Origin of the sequence: Endobacterium panacihumi (genome assembly GCF_050847465.1) — a bacterium.
Taxonomy (GTDB): domain Bacteria; phylum Pseudomonadota; class Alphaproteobacteria; order Rhizobiales; family Rhizobiaceae; genus Neorhizobium; species Neorhizobium panacihumi.
On sequence record NZ_JBOZRA010000002.1, the window covers coordinates 274,406 to 294,421 of the forward strand.

Sequence of the window (20,016 nt, forward strand, 5' to 3'; positions counted from 1 at the left end):
ATTGAAAACATGCAGGCAGATTTCGTCATCATCGGTTCCGGTTCGGCGGGTTCCGCCATGGCTTACCGTCTGTCGGAGGACGGCAAACATTCGGTCATCGTCATTGAGGCCGGTGGGTCGGATATCGGGCCGTTCATCCAGATGCCGGGGGCGCTGGCATGGCCGATGAGCATGAAACGCTACAACTGGGGTTACTTGTCCGAGCCCGAGCCGCACCTCAATAACCGCCGCATCACTGCGCCGCGTGGAAAGGTTCTGGGCGGTTCGTCCTCCATCAACGGTCTTGTTTACGTGCGCGGCCATGCCGAGGACTACAACCGCTGGGAGGAGCTTGGCGCCTCCGGCTGGGCCTATGCGGATGTGCTGCCCTATTTCAAGCGCATGGAAACCTCCAATGGTGGCGAGCCCGGATGGCGCGGCACCGATGGCCCCTTGCATGTGCGCCGTGGACCGGTGACCAACCCGCTGTTTCATGCCTTCATCAAGGCGGGCGCTGAGGCCGGTTTCGAAACGACGGATGACTATAACGGCTCGAAACAGGAAGGTTTTGGGCTGATGGAGCAGACCATTCACAATGGTCGTCGCTGGTCCGCCGCCAATGCCTATCTGCGCCCGGCAATGAAACGACCGAATGTGGAAATCGTCTATGGCTTTGCCAACAAGGTGGTGATCGAGAACGGCTGCGCCATCGGTGTCGAGATTTCTCGACGTGGGAAGACGGAGGTGATCAGGGCGAACCGCGAGGTGATCGTTGCCGCCTCCTCGTTCAACTCGCCAAAATTGCTGATGCTGTCGGGCATCGGACCGGCCGCACATCTGAAAGAGATGGGCATCGAGGTGAAGGTGGACCGGCCGGGCGTCGGTGCCAATCTGCAGGACCATATGGAATTCTATTTCCAGCAGGTTTCCACAAAACCGGTCTCGCTTTATTCTTGGCTGCCATGGTTCTGGCAGGGTGTGGCGGGTGCGCAGTGGCTGATGACCAAGGGCGGGCTTGGTGCCTCCAACCAGTTCGAGGCCTGTGCGTTCCTGCGCTCTGCCCCAGGAGTGAAGCAGCCGGATATCCAGTTCCATTTTCTGCCGGTGGCGATTTCCTATGACGGTAAGGCGGCCGCGAAAAGCCACGGCTTTCAGGTCCATGTCGGCTACAATCTGTCGAAATCGCGTGGCAACGTGACCCTGCGTTCCCCCGCTCCGAAGGACGATCCGGTCATCCGCTTCAACTATATGAGCCATCCGGACGACTGGGAAAAGTTCCGCCATTGCGTGCGCCTGACCCGCGAAATCTTCGCGCAAAAGGCGTTCGACGATTATCGCGGCCCGGAAATCCAGCCGGGCGAGGCGGTACAGTCGGACGCGGAGATCGATACCTTCCTGCGCGAACATCTGGAAAGCGCATACCACCCCTGCGGCACCTGCCGGATGGGCCGTGCAGATGACCCGACGGCGGTGGTCGATCCGGAATGCCGGGTGATCGGCGTCGAGGGCCTGCGGGTGGCGGATTCATCGATCTTTCCGCATGTGACCTATGGCAATCTCAACGGCCCGTCGATCATGACCGGGGAGAAGGCGGCGGATCATATTCTTGGAAAAACGCCGCTGCCGCGCAGCAATCAGGAGCCCTGGGTCAATCCGCGGGCTGGGGCCAGCGACCGGTGATCTCGTTCAGTGATAATCGTCTTCGCGCTGGTGGCGGATGGCGGCAACGGATATTGCATCCTTGCCGTCGATCCGAAACAGGACGACGTAACCGGATGACCCAAACGGGATGACCAGTTCGCGCAGCATCGGTTGATCGGCGGATACCGCTCGGGCAATGAGGGGAAAATCCTCAAGGATGGTCAAAGCCTTATCGATGGCGATGATCGCACGCTCAGCCAGATCCGGATCGTGGTCGATGAGGAAATCGGTTATTCGATCCAAATCCTCGTAAAACTCCGCCGTATATCTGAGCCGGAATGTCATTTCCCCTGCGCAGCCCTTTGTTTTCTGGCTTTTTCCAGCTTTTCGCGCAGCATGGCATGCACGTCTTCCGAACTATAATATACGCCCGTCCGGTCTGCCTCAGCCAGTGACGCCAACCCCCGCGCAATAAACTCCGCCTGCGTCTTTCGAAAATGCACCTGCTGCTTCACCGAGGCTTCGACGAAGGCGGACAGCGTCTCCCCCTCCTTCAGCACGCTTTCGGCAGCAGCGCGCAGTTCCGGGTCGACGCGGAGCGATGGAAGGGTCGCGGTTTTCATCGGCATCACCTCATGCGTTGCAATTGCGATGCATGATCGCACTGGCAGCGCATGAGGTCAACAATGAGGGACGCGTCGCCCCTTACTGCCGTTATCGCCCTGCGCTACGGTCCTTGCGGGAGAACACGATTCGAACAGGGAATATCCGATGCTTCTGAGCTGGCAATTCTGGGCCGTCATGTCTGCCATCTTCGCCGCGCTGACAGCCGTTTTCGCCAAGGTCGGGATTGAAAACATCAATTCCGATTTCGCCACCTTCATCCGCACCATCGTCATTCTCGTGGTGCTGGCGGCGATCCTGTCGATCATCGGCGGCTGGCAACCGATCAATACGATCTCGACCAAGACATGGATCTTTCTGGTCCTGTCCGGTCTGGCGACCGGAGCCTCCTGGCTTTGCTATTTTCGCGCGCTGAAACTCGGAGATGCGGCTCGCGTTGCACCGATCGACAAGATGAGTGTGGTGCTGGTCGCGGTATTCGGTGCGACGTTTCTCGGTGAAAAACTGTCGCTTCCCAACTGGCTTGGTGTTTGCTTTATCGCCGCCGGCGCAGTTCTGGTGGCCTATCGCGGCTGAATTGCCACCATCGAAGAAAACAAAAATTGCAGAACAATTGGACTTCTACAAAAGTAGCTTCGCCCTCAATTTCCTCAAATAAAACTCCATCAACCTCATGATTTTTTACGATATACTATCGCATTTTTCTGTAAACTATATTTTTTACATGTAAATTTATGTGAAATTTTAACCATCTGCATACCATCTGTGATTGGTTCGTTTTCTGCGAACCAAGGCGTCGACACGTTATTTCCAGTGGATTTCTGATGACGAGCATTTTGACGAATACGGCCGCCATTGCAGCGCTCCAGACTTTGCGGTCGGTTGGCGGTGAACTCAATCAGGCTCAGAACCACATTTCCAGCGGGCTGCGTATTGCGCAGGCATCCGAGAATGCCGCCTACTGGTCGATCTCGACGACCATGCGTTCCGACAACAAGACCGTGTCCGCCGTTTCCGATGCACTGGGGCTGAGCGCCGCCATGGCCGATACGGCCTATACGGCGACGCGTGCGATCGTCGACATCGTTTCCGACGTGAAGGCAAAGCTTGTGGCAGCCTCCGAACCGGGCGTGGACAGGGCCAAGGTGCAAAAGGAAATCACCCAGCTTGCCGGGCAGGCCAGAAGCATTGCCGACTCGGCGAGTTTCAACGGCCGGAACTGGCTTGTCAGTGACGTACCGGCGCACCTTGCGCAATCACCGGCACTGACGGAAAACCTGATCTCTTCCTTCAGTCGTTCACGCAGCGGATCGGTCTCCCTGGACACGATCAAGCTGGACCTGAAGACCTCCAGCATGTTCAACACCGAAGGCGGTGGCTTGCTGCAGAAAGACCCGCCTCCGATCTTCAATGAACTGCCGGCGATGGTCCATGACAATTTTCGCCCGCGTGGCAGCCAAACACATACCCTGTCTGCGCCCGCGACGTTCGTTGCCGGCAGCGCGCTGTCATTCCGGCTGGTTGTCGACCGCAGCCCGGAGGAAGCGACCGGACAGGTTCACGACATCACCATTGATCAGGCGGCGGTAAACGCTGCGATCGGCAGCGACACCATCTCCACCCCCGGTCAGTGGGAGCAGGTTCTCGAATACGTATTTGCCAATGCGGGCGCTCAGGTCGACGTCTCTTCCACCGATCCCTACAAGGCCAACCCGCCGAACCAGTATCTCTCGCATTTTCCCGGCACCTACACGATCGCGACGCGCGAAACCTCCGGCCTTGTCGGCTCCAGTATCTATCTGGAAAACGTCAGCACCGTCATGTTGGGCACCAGTTCGATGGGCCTGTCGGATACGCCATACAACAACTACGACAATCTCTACGAAAGCTCGACGACATCGTTCAACGGGCCGTTCACCCTGGCCAGCGGCCTCGATCTTTCCTTTGTCTTTCAAATGAACGCCAATAATCCGGTTCCGGTGAGGATCACCGAAGCGACGGTCAATTCCGCACTCGACATCAACTCGGGGCAGGTCAATTCCGCCGACGAACTGGCACAGGTCATTCGGTATGCGATCGATGATACCGGCATGACCGATCAGGGGGTGGAAATCAGGGTCTCCGGATCGGACCTGACCTTTACCCCCAATCAGGATTTCTATCCCGGTTATGGCGGCCTGGCTGCGGTGTTCAACATCACCGACATCGTCTCGAGCGAAGGCTGGTCGCTGAAATACGATCTCGACGAAATCGACATCACAACAGATACCTACGACCTCAACGAATACATCAAGGGCGTCGAGCATATGCTCAACCTCTCGATCGGGTCCGCGGCGGATCTTGGCTCCCTGAAAACGCGCATCGACATGCAGAACGATTTTGCCATGGACCTGATGGATACGATCGATTCCGGCATCGGAAAGCTGGTGGATGCCGACATGGATTGGGAATCGACCCGCCTGAAAGCGCTGCAGACGCAGCAGCAGCTCGCCATGCAATCGCTTTCCATCGCCAATTCGAACAGCCAGGGCCTCTTGCAGCTGTTCAACTAGAGCGGTTCATTGTTAAATGGAAACAGTTCTGCCGGAGCAGGTTTTCGTCGGGGCAGTGGCGATCGGCGAAGCGCATACCACGCGTGTACGTGCGAGCCGATCGCCACTGATCCCGGCGGAAAGATGCCCGGCCCCTACGGGGTTGGCTGAAACGGGCCGCCTGGTCGTCCGGCCGGCTTGGCCGTATGCTTTGGCTACGACACGCGCCTGCCGGACGGCCATCCGACTCCGTTTGAGCCAACAGAACTGGTTCCATTTAACAATGAACCGCTCTAGAGCCTGACAGGCCGCTATCGAAGCCTGCAGGTCTTCGGTGTTTTCTCGGCGGCTGCCTTTCCAGCCGCTGAGAAAACAACCGTTGCGAAATGGACCTCATTGTTGACATTGGGCATGAGCAACAACAGCCTCTGCCAGCCGAGCACGAACAGGTTGTTTTCCACCAGCAGCATGGTGGCCAAAAAGGCGGTGACCGCCAGCAACGCGAAAAACAGAAGAAGGCTGCGATCCGGGGCGCCCGTGACGGCCAAGCGCGGATCATCACGGCGTATCGGCCGGGATACCGGGGAGGTTTCGGACTTGTAGGCTTGTGGCACGGTAGAAAGCCTGCTTGTGACGATGGAACAGGCTATTCTTTAGCAAAGCTTGATTTACCGAAGCTTACGCGCCTGGCGTGTGCGCGTGCCAGCCGACCCGAACCTCAATCCTGCGCGACGGCTTGCTTTTTATCCCACCGGCCATCGATGAACCGCAAAGCATCGACGATCGTCAGTTTCCACAGTGACCAGACGTGATCGCCATCGGTGATGCGCAATTCGGATTTACGACCACCTGCCTGCAGGGTTTCATGCAGGGCGACCGCACCGCGCCAGAGGAAGAAGCCATCGTCATCGCCGCAGGTGACGAAGGTTGCCGGCAGATCCGCCTGCTCGGCGATGTTCTGCGCAACCAGCGTAAAGATGTTCTTTTCGTTGAAGAGGCGGGCATCAAAGGGTGTGCCGAAGGCACCGGAAAAATGATCGCCGGTGGAGGGAAGCACGATGCCGCTGGTGAGCGTGGTGCGGTCCACCTGATGGAAAAACGCGCTGTCCTGAATGAGACGCAGATCGGCCGGGGTTTTATCGAGATCGGATGCCGGCACATTCTGCCAGATGGCGCCGGATAGGCTCGCCACCGCGCCATACAGATCCTCATGCGAATAGGCGAGATGCAATGCGCCGAAACCGCCCATGGAAAGACCGGCAATGGACCTGCCCTCGCGGTCTTTCCGCACGGTCATGGTGTTTTCGATCCGGTGGCGCAGGTCTGCTGTGATAGCGATCTCGTAATCACCCGGCCCGCCGACGGCAGCGGAATTGACATACCAGCTGTTGCTGACGCCCGGCATGACCACGACCAGCGGCCGGATTGTCTTTTCCGCGATCAGCCTGTCGAGCGTCGCTTTGATATCACCGAGATCGCGCCAACTGTTCTGGTCGCCATCATGCCCGTGCAGAAGATAAAGGACCGGCCATCCGCCTTGCGGCGCTTGCCCATCCGGCATGTAGACATTGACTGCAAGCTTGTCGTTCAAGGCATTGCTGTGAAAGCTCGCATCCGAGATCGTGCCGGCTTGGGCCGACAGCGTCATGCCGATAACGGCGACGAACGACAAAGCGATTTTCGACAAAAATGGCATGAGCCAGCCCTTCGATTTTTGGTCGACAGGGCTGGAACGTGAGGCAAAACCGAGGGTTCCCGGTGAAAACATCCGCCGGTCTATTTGGTAAATATTTTCCAGCGCGTCGGCCGGAAGCGGGCTTCCGATCCGAGTTCGATTGGTGCATGCAGAGGCACCTCGATCTCCACGTGAAAAGGTGCATGGCCGTTATTGGCGATGTCGATCTCGGCAATACGCGTGCCGGCAAGCCGGCGAGAAGCGGTAACCTTGCCGGAGAGCGCGTGTACTTCATTGGTCAGCTCAACGTCTTCCGGGCGGAAGAAAAGGTCGCCGGCGATATTGGCGCCTTCGGAGAGGCCGATCGGTTCGCCCTGGAACAACACCGTACCATCCTTCACCTCGACCGGCAGATGCGAGGATTCACCGATGAAGGAGAAGACGAAAGGCGATTGCGGGCGATCATAAACATCATCGGCGGAGCCGACCTGTTCGATCTTGCCCTGGCTCATGACGACGACGCGGTCGGCCAGCTCCAGCGCCTCCTCCTGATCGTGCGTGACGAAAACGGTGGTGTGGCCGGTGCGATCATGAAACTCGCGCAGCCAGCGGCGCAATTCCTTGCGCACCTTTGCATCGAGCGCGCCAAAAGGTTCGTCGAGAAGCAGGATGCGCGGTTCGATGGCCATGGCACGGGCAAGAGCGACACGCTGACGCTGGCCGCCGGAGAGCTGGTTCGGATAGCGGTTTTCCAGCCCCGACAGCTGCACCATGTCGAGCAGATCGGCGACACGTTTTTTGATCTCGGCCTTGGGTGGGCGGCTCGAAGACGGGCGCACCTTCAGGCCAAAGCCGATATTTTGGGCCACCGTCATATGACGGAACAGGGCGTAATGCTGGAACACGAAACCGACATGGCGTTCCTGCACCGAATGGTGCGAGGCGTCTTCGTCTCCGAAGAAAACCTTGCCGTTAGTCGGAAAATCGAGACCGGCGATCAGGCGCAGAAGCGTGGTCTTGCCCGAGCCGGAAGGGCCGAGCAGCGCGATCAGCTCACCCGAGGCGATGTTCAGCGAGACATCGTTCAGGGCGGCGAAACGGTCGAATTCCTTGCGGATATTGTTGATGCGAACTTCCATGCGAACGGCCTTTAATGTCTGCCGCCGGCGGCGCCGGCACCGAACCGAAGTTCGAGAAGGGTTTTGAGGGCAAGCGTGACGAGCGCCAGAAGGGCGAGCAGCGAGGCCACGGCGAAGGCTGCGACCATGTTGTATTCGTTATAAAGGATCTCGACATGCAGCGGCATGGTGTTGGTGAGGCCCCGAATACGGCCGGAGACGACCGACACGGCGCCGAATTCTCCCATGGCACGGGCGTTACAGAGCAGCACGCCGTAAAGCAGGCCCCATTTCACGTTCGGCAGCGTCACGTACCAAAACGTCTGCCAGCCGGAGGCGCCCAAGGAGAGGGCGGCTTCTTCATCACCGGTGCCCTGATCCTGCATGAGCGGGATGAGTTCGCGCGCAACGAAGGGAAAGGTGACGAAAACCGTGGCGAGCACGATGCCGGGGACGGCGAAGAGGATTTCGATGCCGTAACTTTTCAGCCAGGGGCCGAGCAGGCTGCCGGTGCCGAACAGCAGCACGTAGACGAGGCCGGAAATGACCGGCGAGATGGAGAATGGCAGATCGATCAGCGTGATCAGGAAGGCCTTGCCCTTGAACTCGAACTTGGCGATGGCCCAGGCGGCACAGAGGCCGAAGACGAGATTGAGCGGCACGGCGATGGCGGCGACCGTCAGTGTGAGCTGGATGGCAGCCCAAGCGTCGGGTTCCAGAAGGGCTTCCTCATAGGTGACCCAGCCTTCGCGAAACGCTTCGACGAAAACGGACACGAGCGGCAAGAACAGAAAGAATGCGAGGAAGACGAGCGATAGGCCTACGAGCACGAGCTTGGTGGCGAAACCTTCGTCGGCGGGATTGCGGAAAGTGCGGCGGTTATCAGACATTGCCATACCTCCTGCGGCTCCAGGCCTGAATGAGATTGATGACCAGAAGCATGGCGAACGAAATCAGAAGCATGATCGTGGCGATCGCGGTCGCGCCGGCATAGTTGAATTCTTCCAGCCGGATGACGATCAACAGCGGCGCGATTTCCGAGACGTATGGAATATTGCCGGCGATGAAGATGACCGAGCCGTATTCGCCGACGCCACGGGCGAAGGCGAGCGCAAAACCGGTGAGGACGGCGGGTGTCAGCCCCGGCAGCAGGACCTGAAAGATGGTCTGGAAGCGGTTGGCGCCAAGCGTGGCGGCGGCTTCCTCCACCTCGCGGTCGATCTCTTCCATGATCGGCTGCACCGTGCGCACCACGAAGGGCAGGCCGATGAAGATCAGGGCGATGACGATGCCATAGGGCGTAAACGCGATGCGGAAGGGCATGAACAGCGAACCGACCCAGCCATTCGGCGCATAGAGCGAGGCAAAGGCGATGCCGGCAACGGCCGTGGGCAGCGCAAAGGGCAGGTCGACCATGGCATCGATCAGCCGACGACCGGGAAACCGGTAACGGGTGAGCACCCAGGCGAGAATGGTGCCGAACACGACATTGACGATGGCAGCAGCAAAGGCCGTACCGAAGGAGACGTAAAGCGCGCGGATTGTGCGCTCATCGGTGAGGATGGCGAAAAAGCCGGACCAGCCGAGTTCGGCCGTGCGCCAGAGCAGGCCGGCTATGGGAATGAGAATGATCAGCGACAGGTAGGTGAGCGAAAAGCCGAGCGTCAACCCGAAACCCGGGATAATGCTCGGCTGCTTTACTCTCCAGCCCGCCCTAGGCGCGGTGGCGGATGCGGTCATGCGTGGTTCCGAATTCGAGAAAACTGGCCCAACATGGCAACGGTGCGGATCAAACTACCGCACCGTGCCGTCAGTGTCACTTGGTGGCGTTGGGCAAGCGCTTACTTGGCGCCGGGCTTGTAGATTTGGTCGAAGATGCCGCCATCGCCAAAATGCTCGGGCTGCGCCTTCTTCCAGCCGCCGAACAGCGGGTCATCGATGGTGACGAGCTTAATATCTGGCAGCTGCTTCAGGAGTTCCGGCTTCACCACATCGCGCTTGGACGGGCGGTAAAAATGTTTGGCGGCGATGTTCTGGCCTTCATCCGAATAGAGATAATTCAGATAGGCTTCCGCTACCTTGCGGGTGCCCTTGGCATCGACAACGCTGTCGACAACGGAAACCGGCGGTTCAGCCAGAATGGAGATCGGCGGCACGACGATATCGAACGCATCCTTGCCGAATTCCTCACCGGCCAGATAGGCCTCGTTTTCCCAGGCCAGCAGAACGTCGCCGATCTGGCGCTGTGCGAAGGTCACGGTCGAGCCGCGGGCACCGGTATCGAGAACGGGGGCGCGCTTGTAGAGATCGGAGATATAGGCTTTGATCTTGTCCTGATCGCCCTTGTACTCCTCATTCGCCCATGCCCAGGCGGCCAGATAGTTCCAGCGGGCGCCGCCCGAAGTCTTCGGGTTCGGCGTGACGATCTGCACGTCGCCCTTCACGAGGTCGCCCCAGTTCTTGATGCCCTTCGGATTGCCCTTGCGGACAAGGAAAACGATCGTCGAGGTGTAGGGCGAAGCGTTGTTGGGCAGGCGGGTGCGCCAGTCTTCCTTGATCTTGCCGGTCTTCTGGATGGCGTTGATATCGCTCTCGAGCGCCAGCGTCACGACATCGGCATCGAGACCATCGATGACGGAGCGGGCCTGCGCGCCGGAGCCGCCATGCGACTGGCGGATGGTGACATCATCACCGCCCTCGGCCTTCCAATGTTTCTGGAAGGCGGCGTTGAAATCCTTGTAGAGCTCGCGGGTCGGGTCATAGGACACGTTGAGGAGCTGGGAGGCTGCAAAAGCCGGAGCGATGCTACCAGCAGCCAATGTCACGCCGAGTGCGACAGCCAGCAGTCGCTTTCCAATTCCATCGGTAAAATTCAGCATGAGGTCTCTCCTGTGTTCGATGTCTAAACACTAGCGGTCAGGTCGAGTTAGTCAATTCACGGCAAAAAGAAGGCAAAACTGTTTCGCTTGAGCGGGTTGGGACAGCAAAGAATGCGTTCCAAGAGCGCTAAAGGACAGAAAGCCCGCATTGGGAAAACGGGGTGGGGCGGAAAGGGAGTTCGGGGATAAAACATCTTTCCCTGTGGAATTTCATGATTGTTCCGCCCAGTTCGTCATCCTACGCATGACCCTTGCCTCATAAGAAACCACACCCAACACGGACCCAAGGCGATTGATTCAATATCTTTGAAGATATACATGGAGACGACGTGTCTTATCGGGTGATTTTCCATGATGAATTTGTTTCCGAGTGGAAATGTCTACCAAAGGACTTGAAAGGGATGACCGGGGAGGTTCTCGACCATCTTCAAGATGAGGGGCCTTTCCTCGGTCGGCCGGAGGTGGACACACTCACTGGCTCCAGGCATGCGAACATGAAGGAGATCCGCATTCGGTTTGGCAGACAAATCTGGCGTTTCGCCTTTGCATTCGATCCCGATCAATCTGCCATCATCTTATGTGGCGGCGACAAGCAAGGCATGAACGAGATGCGCTTTTACAAAAAGCTGATCACCAAAGCCGATGCGAGGTTTGATTCATGGCTAGGAATATGATGACCGGTACGGATTGGAACGATCTGCGCGCAGAACTGCCGGAGGACGTAAGAGCGAAACTCGATGCAAAACGCGAGGCGCGCCGCATGGGAAATGCGCTGGCGGAACTACGCAAGGCAACAGGCCTTACCCAGCAGGACGTGGCCAAGAAAGCCGCGATGACTCAAAATACGGTTTCGAAGATCGAGCACGCGGATGATGTGCTGGTCTCATCGATCGTACGTTACATGCACTCGATGGGCGGAAGCGTGGAGCTCGTCCTCAAAACTCCCGATGGAAATACGCAAAGGGTCGATTTCGATCCGAAGGTATACGCCAGACACCCCAGCAAACCCTGACCTAGCGTCGGCTCACGCCGTCAGCAGTTCCCTGACCGGTGCCTTGGTCGATCCCGCCCCCTCAACCGCATCGGCGATCGTGGTGTTGAAAAGCACATCGCGCGTCGCATCGGCGACGCGGGCAAAGACGTGACGAATTTCGCACAGATGTTCGCCGTCGCAATCCTCGCATTTGCGATAGGCGGTCTGCGACAGGCAGGGAAGCGGCGCGATCGGCCCATCGACCAGACGAAGGACTTCGCCAAAGCTGATCTCGTCAGCGGACTTCAGCAGAAGATAACCGCCCTGTTTGCCGCGCCGGCTCTCGACCATGCCCGAACGTTTGAGGTCGAGCAAAATCTGTTCGAGGAATTTTTTCGGGATGCTCTGCTGCTGGGCGATCTCCGAGATCATCATCGGCTCTTCAGGGTGAGCCTGCGCGAGTGCGGCCAGCGCTCTCAGCGCATATTTCGCTTTCTGCGATATCATAACGCGACCATCATATCCGCACGCCCTGCCATCATTGGCAAAACGCGGAGGATCTCTTTTTCGAGAATTCGCGGAGGGGATCTCAAGAACTCCGGCGCGGCGCAAAACACGTTTGACGTGCGACACCTTGTGCCTAGCTCAAATAATGAACGATTACAAACGAATGCCGCGTCGCAACGAGTAAATATTCTTGACGTTGATTAACGTGACGACGCGTTTCGTGAACATATTGCCAGGACGGCCGACCCCAAGGCCGATAATGCCGCGAATTGAACAGTAATCAATTCAGCATGCGACATCGGCCAAACTTGCGAGACGACACGGCGATCCCCCGTATTTTCAGCCTCATGCGCCAGTTTTCTCCGCGTTTATGCGTTTGGAGAGATATTTGCTCCCTGCGGGCTTTGCTTGAAACCCGTTTTTCTGGCTTTCACCAGGGCGCACAGGGATAATTCCGTCACTGAAAACGGAATGAAGCCATGACAGTTCATGCCGCCTCCGCGGAGATTGCCTCTCTCGATACCCAGTTCAAAGATCTGGACCTTGCCGGTCGCCTGTCACTCGCGGCAACGCTTGGGCGTGCGGTGTTCACCACCTCGCTTGGCATAGAGGATCAGGTGATAACGGCTGCAATCGGCACACACCGCCTGCCCATCGATGTTTCGACGCTGGAAACCGGCCGCCTGTTCAAGGAAACCGTCGATCTGATGTCCGAGACGGAAGAACGCTACGACATCACCATCCATCGTTTCCATCCGCAACAGGACGATATCGACGCCTATGCGGCCAAATATGGCCTCAACGGCTTTTACGACAGCGTCGAAGCCCGCCATGCCTGCTGTCATGTCAGAAAGCTGATCCCGCTCGCCAAGGCACTTTCGGGCGCCGAAGTGTGGATTACCGGCCTGCGCCGTGGCCAGTCCGGAAATCGTGCCACTACACCCTTCGTGGAATTCGATGCCGAGCGTGGCCTCATCAAGGTCAACCCACTGGCCGACTGGGACATAGACACCATCAAGGCGCATGTGGTGGCAGAAGACATTCCCGTCAATCCGCTGCATGGCCGGGGGTATCCCTCGATCGGCTGCGAACCTTGTACCCGCGCCATCAAGCCCGGCGAACCCGAACGCGCCGGACGATGGTGGTGGGAAAACGATGAAAAGCGCGAATGCGGTCTGCATGTGCCTGATGCTCAGACCGAAAACGCCGCTCAGCCTGTTTCCCAGGCCGGTTTCACGGCAAGTCCCGTCCGCTGACGGTGAAAGCCAACCTTTTGTGTTTGTAGGAATACCCGGAGATTGAAATGCCCCTGTCCGTACAGGAAACGGAAATCAAGAACCCGCCCATTTCCAGACCGCCGCTTGACCCGCATCTGAAAGCCCTCGAAAACGAAGCCATCCACATTTTCCGAGAAGTGGCAGCAGAGTTCGACAACCCGGTCATGCTCTATTCGATCGGCAAGGATTCGTCCGTGCTTCTGCATCTGGCGCGAAAGGCCTTTTACCCCGGCCGCGTGCCTTTCCCGCTTCTGCACGTCGATACGACATGGAAGTTCAAGGAGATGATTGAGTTTCGCGATCGCATCGCCGATGAATACGATCTCGACCTCGTCGTGCACACCAACAAGCGCGGAGCTGAAGAAAACATCACGCCGTTCACGCGCGGGTCTGCCTTCTATACCGACGTGATGAAGACAGAGGCGCTGAAGCAGGCACTCGATGCCGGCGGTTACGACGCCGCCTTCGGTGGTGCCCGCCGCGACGAGGAGGCGAGCCGCGCCAAGGAACGTATCTATTCCTTCCGCACGCCCGACCACAAATGGGATCCGCGCAACCAGCGTCCCGAACTGTGGAACGTCTATAACGGCATGATCCGCAAGGGCGAAAGCGTGCGCGCCTTCCCGCTGTCCAACTGGACCGAGGTTGATATCTGGCGCTACATTCAGGCGGAAGACATTCCGCTCGTGCCACTCTACTACGCCGCCGAGCGGCCTTACGTGGAACGCGACGGCATGATGATCCTCGCCGAAGACCCGCGGCTGGAGCTTCAGCCCGGCGAAGAGGTAAAGCACGGCATGATCCGTTTCCGCACGCTCGGCTGCTTTCCGCTGACCGGCGCGATCCGCTCGACGGCCTCCAATCTCGACGAGATCATTGCCGAACTGGAAATCGCCACCGTCTCCGAACGTCAGGGGCGCGCGATCGACCGTGACCAGTCGGGCTCCATGGAAAAGAAGAAGCGCGAAGGATATTTTTGACATGAGCGCATCTGCAGCATCCACATCCGCCACCATTCTGCCTTTCGCGGAATCCGTTGCACGCGTGACACGCGACGCACGTCCGCTACGCCTGATCACCTGCGGTTCCGTCGATGACGGCAAGTCCACGCTGATCGGCCGCCTTTTGTGGGACACCAAGGCCGTCAAGGAAGACCAGGCGGCAACGCTTGCCCGCGACAGTGGCGCCCAGAACGATCTCGGCCTGCCCGATTTCGCGCTGTTGCTCGACGGTCTTCAGGCCGAACGCGAACAGGGCATCACCATCGATGTCGCCTATCGCTATTTTTCCACCGACAAACGCTCGTTCATCGTCGCCGACACCCCCGGCCATGAACAATATACCCGCAACATGGCGACCGGCGCCTCGACCGCCGATCTGGCCGTGCTTCTGGCCGATGCACGCGCCGGCCTGCTGGAACAGACCCGCCGCCACGCCACCATCGCCTCGCTGATGGGCATTCGCCAGTTCGTGCTGGCGGTCAACAAATTCGACCTCGTGAATTACGACCGCGAGATTTTTGACCGCATCAGCCACGAGTTCCGCGAATTTGCCCTGTCGCTCGGCGTGCGCCAGATCACCGCCATCCCGATGTCGGCGCTGAAGGGCGAAAACGTCGTTTCTTCCGCCTCCGACGCCATGCCCTGGTATGAGGGCCCGACCTTGATCGAGGCGCTGGAGCTTGCAACCGTGCGTTCCACACAGACCGGTGGTTTTCGCCTGCCGGTGCAGCGTGTGGTGCGGCCGGGCGAGAGTTTTCGCGGGTATCAGGGCACGGTTGCCGGCGGCTCGATCAAACCGGGCGACAGCGTCGCCATCCTGCCATCCGGCACGATTGCCAATGTTGCCCAAATCGTCACTTTCGACCTGGTGCGCAATGCGGCGGTCGCCGGCGATGCCGTGACGCTGGTGCTCGACCGACAGGTGGACGTGGCACGTGGCGATATCATTGTGTCGGTCGACGCCCAGCCGATGACCGGTACCGCCTTCGATGCCCAACTCGTTGCGCTGCAGCAGGGTGGCATCGAGCCCGGCAAGCGTTACTGGCTGAAAAGCGGTTCACGCCGCCAGCGCGTTTCCGTCGAGCCCTTATTGCAGCTGGACCTGACGTCGGGCCAATGGCGTCCGCATGCTTCGACGCTAGCCATGAACGCGATCGGCAAGGTGCGTCTCGCCTTCGAGGAAACGGCTGTTTTCGATGCCTATGAACAGAACCGCGCCACCGGCGCCTTCATCCTGATCGATCCGGACACGCTCAACACCGTGGCGGGCGGCATGATCACCGGTAAACGTGCCAATCTGGGAGGATTGAAGCGCGAAGGCGACCGCGTCGTGCTGTCATTGCCGGCGGATCTGGCCGAGCAACTGATGGCAAGCGAGCTGTTTGCCAGCCGCCGCGACGAGGCGGAGATCAAGCGGGTCACCGCTGCCGAAGCGGCGACGCTTTGGCGCAATGCGGGCAGCGATATCTGATCGCCAATACCCTCCTCCCCAACTGAAAAGGGCCGCTGATGCGGCCCTCTTTTTATTTCAGAAACACCAAGGCAACTTCGCCTCATGGTCACGGGGTCATGATGACCCGGCCAAGCGGTTTTCCGGTTTCCGCAAAGGCATGAGCATCTGCCGCCTGCGCAAGCGGGAAAACTCGCTCTATCACCACCTGCAAATCACCATTCGCGACATCCGCCAGCATGTCATCCACCGTTGCATGCACGGCTGGTCGCTCCAGAAGCGGCCCCATGAAGACGCCGAGCAGCGACTGATTGGCCTGCATCGCCGGCCACAGGTCCGCAGCCAGATCACCGCCACCGGCATTTCCGACGAAAACAAGCCGGCCTTCCGGCGCCAGCATTGAAAGCGACTGGTTCAATGTCGAGCCGACGGGATCGATCACGATCTCGGCCCCCACGCCACCGGTAAGCCGCTTTACCTCGTCGGCAACATCCTGCCGCTTCCGGTCGATGACATGGTCGGCTCCAAGGGCACGCAGCCTGTCCTGCCGCTCGCTGCCGCTGGCGACGGCGATGACCTTTGCACCGGCCCGGCTGGCAAGCTGGACCGCCGCGAGCCCGACACCGCCCGCGGCGGCGTGAATGAGAACGGTCTCGCCAGCGACAAGGCCGGCGCGCGCAAACAGGCAGTGATGCGCGGTGCCGAACGATATCGGCAGAGCCGCTGCGGCCGGCATAGCGACCTTATCGGGAACGCGCCATGTCCGGCTGGCGAGTACAGCCCGCTTTGTCGCATGGGATCCGCTCATCTCGAAAGATGTGACCCGATCACCGACCCTGCGGTCAGAGACATTTGCACCCACTGCGATGATGGTACCGGCTGCGGCATAACCGACGATATGATTGTCCGCCGGTGGTGCTACCAGGCGCCGGTTGATGAGATCGCCGCCTTCTATGGATATGGCCTCGACGGCGATCAGCACGTCATCGGGACCCGGCTTAGGATCAGCAACGGGAATGAACCTGAAAACGCCGGGTTCTCCGGGATGGTCGTAGACTGCTGCCTGCATGATGGCCCCTTTCGCTTGTTAGATCGAAGGGCGGCATTCCAAAAATGACCGCTGCCTGCAGATATGGTCGACGTCAGGCGGTTTCCAGGCAAGAACTGGCCTATAAGGGCTGAACCATTCAACGGCTGTTTCGGGATTCCCGGCCAGAAACAGCAAGGGCCGCTGACGCGGCCCTCCGATTTCGAAATTACCCGATGGAGATCAGCGGATTTCGGCTGTTGCGACCTTGGGCTTGTCTTCGACGCGACCGGCAAAAAAATTGGCCAGAAGTGCGCCGGAGATATTGTGCCAGACGCTGAAGATGGCGCTCGGCACCGCGGCAAGCGGCGAGAAATAGGCGGTGGCGAGTGCCGCGCCGAGACCGCTGTTCTGCATGCCGACCTCGATGGCGATCGCCTTGCGTTTGGCGAGCGACAGGCCACAAGCCTTGGCCGCAAAGAAACCGAGCAGATAACCGAGACCGTTGTGCAGGACGACGACGGCAAAGATCATCAGGCCGGACTGCGCGATTGCCGCCTTGCTGGCGCCGACAACGGCCGAGACGATCAGCACGATGCCGATGACGCTGACCAGGGGCAGAACCGGAACCGCAGCCTTGACGACGGTTGGCATGAGCTTCTGTACGATGAAGCCGAGTGCAAGCGGCACCAGCACGACCGTGACGATGCTGATGAACATGGCCCAGCCATCGACCGGCAGATACTGGCTGGCGAACATCCAGACGAGGAAAGGTGTGACAACCGGCGCGGCAAGCGTGGTGACGCTGGTGCAGGCAACCGAAAGTGCGACATCTCCCTTGCTCAGATAGGTCATGACATTGCTGGACGTGCCGCCCGGGCAGCAACCGACGAGAATGACGCCGGCGGCGACTTCGGCGGGCATGGGGATGATCATCGTCAGCACCACCGCAAGGCCCGGCATGATGGCGAATTGCGCGACAACGCCGATGCCGACTTCATAAGGACGTTTTGCCACCTCACGGAAATCGTCAAGTGACAGGGTGAGGCCCATGCCGAACATGATGATGCCGAGCAGGGTGACGATATAGGGACCGATCTGCTTGAACAGATCGGGGAAAACAAAGCCCAGGACGGCAAAGACGATGACCCACAGGGCAAAGGTCTTGCCGACAAAGGCGGAAAAGGATGCAAGCGCTTTCAAGAGGACCTCCCTCAATTCCAAAGCCTGCCGATGCAGGTGGAGTTGAAAGGCGTCAAGGTCGGTTTCGGGCCAAACCGTCCAGTTTTGGTGTTTCAGGCGGTGTTTTGAGACCACAGACCGGAAAGGACGCGCTGCATGCGCGCTCCCTCAAGCCGGAACCCTTGTCGTACCGCGAACCATCAGCCGATACCCGAGATCGATGGATTTTGTGCCCTTCTCGCCATTGATCTGGCGGATGAGAAGATCGGTGGCACGGTAGCCCATATCGTAACGCGGGATGCGTACCGTGGTCAGTGGCGGTTCGGCATAGGCGGCGAAATTGACGTCGTTATAACCGCAAATTCCGAAATCCTCCGGCACGCGAATGCCGCGGCGCTTGCACTCGAAATAGGCTCCAAGCGCCAGATCGTCATTGAGACAGAAAACGGCATCGACATCGGGATGTTGCTCGACGATATCGCGCAGCATGCGACATCCCAAGGGCACCGATGTCGGTTCCGGCAACATCATGACAAGCCGGGGATCGTAGAGATTTTCCTCCTCCAGCGTGACCCGATAGCCCTCCAGTCGTCGCTGCACGCGCAGATCGACACCGGCACCGAGGATGGCGATGCGGCGATAACCACATTCGAGCAGGTGACGGGTGGCAACCTTGGCGGCCGTGCAATGATCGGAACCGACAACCGTGCCAAGTGCCGTCAGATTGATGTCGATCATATGCACGACGGGACATTTTGCGCCGAGAACAAGATCGACGATGACCTGTTGATTTTGCCCGCCGGCAACGAGAATGCCTGCCGGATGTTGCGACAGGAACAGTTCCAGCTGGCGTTTTTCCTTTTCCGGATCACGCCAGGCATTGGCATACTGGATGCGCAGTTCGGTATCCTGCAGCCGCGCCTCGATGCCGTGGATGATGTTCATGACGGCAAGGCTGCTGACTTCGGGAATGAGCGCGCAGACGATGCCGTTATGCCGGCTGGCCAATGCTCTTGCGGCAAAGTCCGGCACATAGCCGGTTTCGGCAACGACTTTCATGATGCGTTCGCGCAGTTCTTCCGAAACGCGGTCCGGCTCACGCAGGGCGCGCGATACGGTAATGGCGCTGACACCTGCCTTGTTGGCCACATCGAGCAGCGTGGTGCGTTCGCCTCTGATACGCTTCTGGCGCATGATCGCCCCCTCTTCCTTCAGGCCCCGGAAGCCGGAAAGGCTGTCCGCAACTCGACGCTCGAGATACCCCTGATCTTCGAGCAGCCCGAGCCGGCTCCGCACGGGAGACTGGCTTCATTTTCGGTCGTGCAGGTGGCTTTATGCAATTCGCTGGCGACGAGTGTAATCCATGATCGGAACAAGTGACAGATTTTTTGCGATTTGACGCATTTCGATCACAATGGACACGCAGGATACAGCACTGGGTCCGTTCGTGTTTCAACAGACAAGAGGTGAGTCATGGCGATCATCAGCATTCAATCCAAGCTGATTGAAGCGATTGATTACGACGAGGACGAAAAGAACCTCACCATCTTTCTGTATAACGGCGAGCGCCGAGCTTATTCCGGCGTGTCAAAAGGCCAGGTTGTCGGCCTGACCGTCGCCGCGTCCCCCGGCAATTATTACATGACCGAGATCCGCGGAAAATATCCGACACTGTAGGCGTCAGGCCAGAAGCGTGTATCCGCCGACGATGATGACGGCCCAAAGATACAAGGAGATCTGAAGCGACAGAAGATAACCCGAAACGTGTCCTTGCATGGTGTTTTCCTCCCTGTTTTTTCCAACCGGCTCCCGACCGGCCTATTTTCCTAACGATTTCATTGCCTGAAAGTTGCCTCTCAAACGCCGCAAATGCGGTTCCTCCAGAAAAATGCCTCGTTTCGAGACATATTCATCCGCACTACAGACACATACTTAACATAATTCCAGTCGAGCGGTTGGCGTTTTCGCCTTGATCCGTTCAAAATTGTTTCATTGGCATGCGGCGGTGCAGCAATCGGAGATTTTTCAGAGACGCCGGCATATCCCCATTTTCCGCAGCACTGACGTTGCGGGCATTGCAACATATTCCGCGGATGCGAACATGCTTTTGCCGGATTTACGCTTATTAGAATAATCTGATTTAATGTGAACA

The 20,016-nt window shown here is 58.6% G+C and carries 21 protein-coding genes; 9 read left to right on the forward strand and 12 right to left on the reverse strand.

The features are described 5' to 3' along the window. Positions 1-9: 9 nt before the first annotated feature. A complete protein-coding gene (gene betA / locus ACRQ1B_RS13140; protein WP_432294122.1) occupies positions 10-1,659 on the forward strand; it encodes a choline dehydrogenase in 1,650 nt (549 codons plus the stop codon). A 6-nt stretch (positions 1,660-1,665) separates the two neighbouring features. Here the strand turns inward: betA and ACRQ1B_RS13145 are convergent, their stop codons facing one another. Together ACRQ1B_RS13145 and ACRQ1B_RS13150 are read right to left on the reverse strand one after the other, a co-directional pair. Beyond that, positions 1,666-1,965: a type II toxin-antitoxin system RelE/ParE family toxin gene (locus ACRQ1B_RS13145; protein ID WP_432294123.1), complete on the reverse strand. Its 300-nt coding sequence runs from the start codon at positions 1,963-1,965 to the stop codon at positions 1,666-1,668. Then, complete coding sequence (locus ACRQ1B_RS13150) at positions 1,962-2,243, reverse strand: YlcI/YnfO family protein (RefSeq protein WP_432294124.1); 282 nt, start codon at positions 2,241-2,243, stop codon at positions 1,962-1,964. The genes ACRQ1B_RS13145 and ACRQ1B_RS13150 overlap by 4 nt, the downstream gene beginning before the upstream one ends. A gap of 148 nt (positions 2,244-2,391) precedes the next feature. Between ACRQ1B_RS13150 and ACRQ1B_RS13155 the strand changes: the two genes are divergently transcribed. Together ACRQ1B_RS13155 and ACRQ1B_RS13160 are read left to right on the forward strand one after the other, a co-directional pair. Further along, complete coding sequence (locus tag ACRQ1B_RS13155; RefSeq protein WP_432294125.1) at positions 2,392-2,820, forward strand: EamA family transporter; 429 nt, start codon at positions 2,392-2,394, stop codon at positions 2,818-2,820. A 248-nt stretch (positions 2,821-3,068) separates the two neighbouring features. Beyond that, positions 3,069-4,796, forward strand: coding sequence for a flagellin N-terminal helical domain-containing protein (locus tag ACRQ1B_RS13160; protein WP_432294126.1), 1,728 nt, complete (start codon positions 3,069-3,071; stop codon positions 4,794-4,796). A gap of 290 nt (positions 4,797-5,086) precedes the next feature. On the opposite strand, the gene ACRQ1B_RS13165 is transcribed toward ACRQ1B_RS13160, so the two are convergent. From ACRQ1B_RS13165 to ACRQ1B_RS13190, 6 genes are all read right to left on the reverse strand, one after another. Further along, positions 5,087-5,323 (reverse strand): hypothetical protein, encoded by a 237-nt coding sequence (locus ACRQ1B_RS13165; RefSeq protein WP_432294127.1) that lies wholly within the window; start codon positions 5,321-5,323, stop codon positions 5,087-5,089. Positions 5,324-5,493: 170 nt separating this feature from the next. Then, positions 5,494-6,423 carry an alpha/beta hydrolase gene (locus tag ACRQ1B_RS13170; protein ID WP_432294596.1) on the reverse strand — a complete coding sequence of 310 codons (930 nt, stop codon included), beginning with the start codon at positions 6,421-6,423 and terminating at the stop codon, positions 5,494-5,496. A gap of 128 nt (positions 6,424-6,551) precedes the next feature. Beyond that, a complete protein-coding gene (locus tag ACRQ1B_RS13175) occupies positions 6,552-7,589 on the reverse strand; it encodes a sulfate/molybdate ABC transporter ATP-binding protein (RefSeq protein ID WP_432294128.1) in 1,038 nt (345 codons plus the stop codon). 11 nt (positions 7,590-7,600) lie between these two features. Beyond that, a complete protein-coding gene (gene cysW / locus ACRQ1B_RS13180; RefSeq protein WP_432294129.1) occupies positions 7,601-8,464 on the reverse strand; it encodes a sulfate ABC transporter permease subunit CysW in 864 nt (287 codons plus the stop codon). Further along, positions 8,451-9,308, reverse strand: coding sequence for a sulfate ABC transporter permease subunit CysT (gene cysT, locus ACRQ1B_RS13185; RefSeq protein ID WP_432294130.1), 858 nt, complete (start codon positions 9,306-9,308; stop codon positions 8,451-8,453). Before cysT ends, cysW begins: the two co-directional genes overlap by 14 nt. Before the next feature lie 101 nt (positions 9,309-9,409). Then, entirely contained in the window at positions 9,410-10,447 is a 1,038-nt protein-coding gene (locus ACRQ1B_RS13190; RefSeq protein ID WP_432294131.1) for a sulfate ABC transporter substrate-binding protein, read from the reverse strand. 329 nt (positions 10,448-10,776) lie between these two features. On the opposite strand from ACRQ1B_RS13190, the gene ACRQ1B_RS13195 reads away from it, so the two are divergent. Next, positions 10,777-11,121 carry a type II toxin-antitoxin system RelE/ParE family toxin gene (locus ACRQ1B_RS13195; protein WP_432294132.1) on the forward strand — a complete coding sequence of 115 codons (345 nt, stop codon included), beginning with the start codon at positions 10,777-10,779 and terminating at the stop codon, positions 11,119-11,121. Further along, positions 11,118-11,459 (forward strand): helix-turn-helix domain-containing protein, encoded by a 342-nt coding sequence (locus ACRQ1B_RS13200; protein WP_432294133.1) that lies wholly within the window; start codon positions 11,118-11,120, stop codon positions 11,457-11,459. Before ACRQ1B_RS13195 ends, ACRQ1B_RS13200 begins: the two co-directional genes overlap by 4 nt. A 12-nt stretch (positions 11,460-11,471) precedes the next feature. On the opposite strand, the gene ACRQ1B_RS13205 is transcribed toward ACRQ1B_RS13200, so the two are convergent. Beyond that, positions 11,472-11,927, reverse strand: coding sequence for an RrF2 family transcriptional regulator (locus ACRQ1B_RS13205; RefSeq protein ID WP_432294134.1), 456 nt, complete (start codon positions 11,925-11,927; stop codon positions 11,472-11,474). Positions 11,928-12,406: 479 nt separating this feature from the next. Here ACRQ1B_RS13205 and ACRQ1B_RS13210 point away from each other — a divergent pair, with 479 nt between their 5' ends. From ACRQ1B_RS13210 to cysN, 3 genes are read left to right on the forward strand one after another with little or no spacing between them, the layout of a single operon-like run. Next, positions 12,407-13,183, forward strand: a complete 777-nt coding sequence (locus ACRQ1B_RS13210; protein WP_432294135.1) for a phosphoadenylyl-sulfate reductase — start codon at positions 12,407-12,409, stop codon at positions 13,181-13,183. A 47-nt stretch (positions 13,184-13,230) separates the two neighbouring features. Then, a complete protein-coding gene (cysD, locus tag ACRQ1B_RS13215; RefSeq protein ID WP_432294136.1) occupies positions 13,231-14,184 on the forward strand; it encodes a sulfate adenylyltransferase subunit CysD in 954 nt (317 codons plus the stop codon). A gap of 1 nt (position 14,185) precedes the next feature. Next, a complete protein-coding gene (cysN, locus tag ACRQ1B_RS13220; protein WP_432294137.1) occupies positions 14,186-15,676 on the forward strand; it encodes a sulfate adenylyltransferase subunit CysN in 1,491 nt (496 codons plus the stop codon). 88 nt (positions 15,677-15,764) lie between these two features. Here the strand turns inward: cysN and ACRQ1B_RS13225 are convergent, their stop codons facing one another. From ACRQ1B_RS13225 to ACRQ1B_RS13235, 3 genes are all read right to left on the reverse strand, one after another. Then, positions 15,765-16,724: a quinone oxidoreductase family protein gene (locus tag ACRQ1B_RS13225; protein WP_432294138.1), complete on the reverse strand. Its 960-nt coding sequence runs from the start codon at positions 16,722-16,724 to the stop codon at positions 15,765-15,767. A 201-nt stretch (positions 16,725-16,925) separates the two neighbouring features. Beyond that, positions 16,926-17,885, reverse strand: coding sequence for a bile acid:sodium symporter family protein (locus ACRQ1B_RS13230; RefSeq protein WP_432294139.1), 960 nt, complete (start codon positions 17,883-17,885; stop codon positions 16,926-16,928). A gap of 147 nt (positions 17,886-18,032) precedes the next feature. After that, positions 18,033-19,160 (reverse strand): LacI family DNA-binding transcriptional regulator, encoded by a 1,128-nt coding sequence (locus ACRQ1B_RS13235; RefSeq protein ID WP_432294140.1) that lies wholly within the window; start codon positions 19,158-19,160, stop codon positions 18,033-18,035. Positions 19,161-19,337: 177 nt separating this feature from the next. Between ACRQ1B_RS13235 and ACRQ1B_RS13240 the strand changes: the two genes are divergently transcribed. Then, on the forward strand, positions 19,338-19,541 hold the full coding sequence (locus ACRQ1B_RS13240) for a KTSC domain-containing protein (RefSeq protein WP_432294141.1): 204 nt from the start codon (positions 19,338-19,340) through the stop codon (positions 19,539-19,541). Positions 19,542-20,016 lie beyond the last annotated feature (475 nt).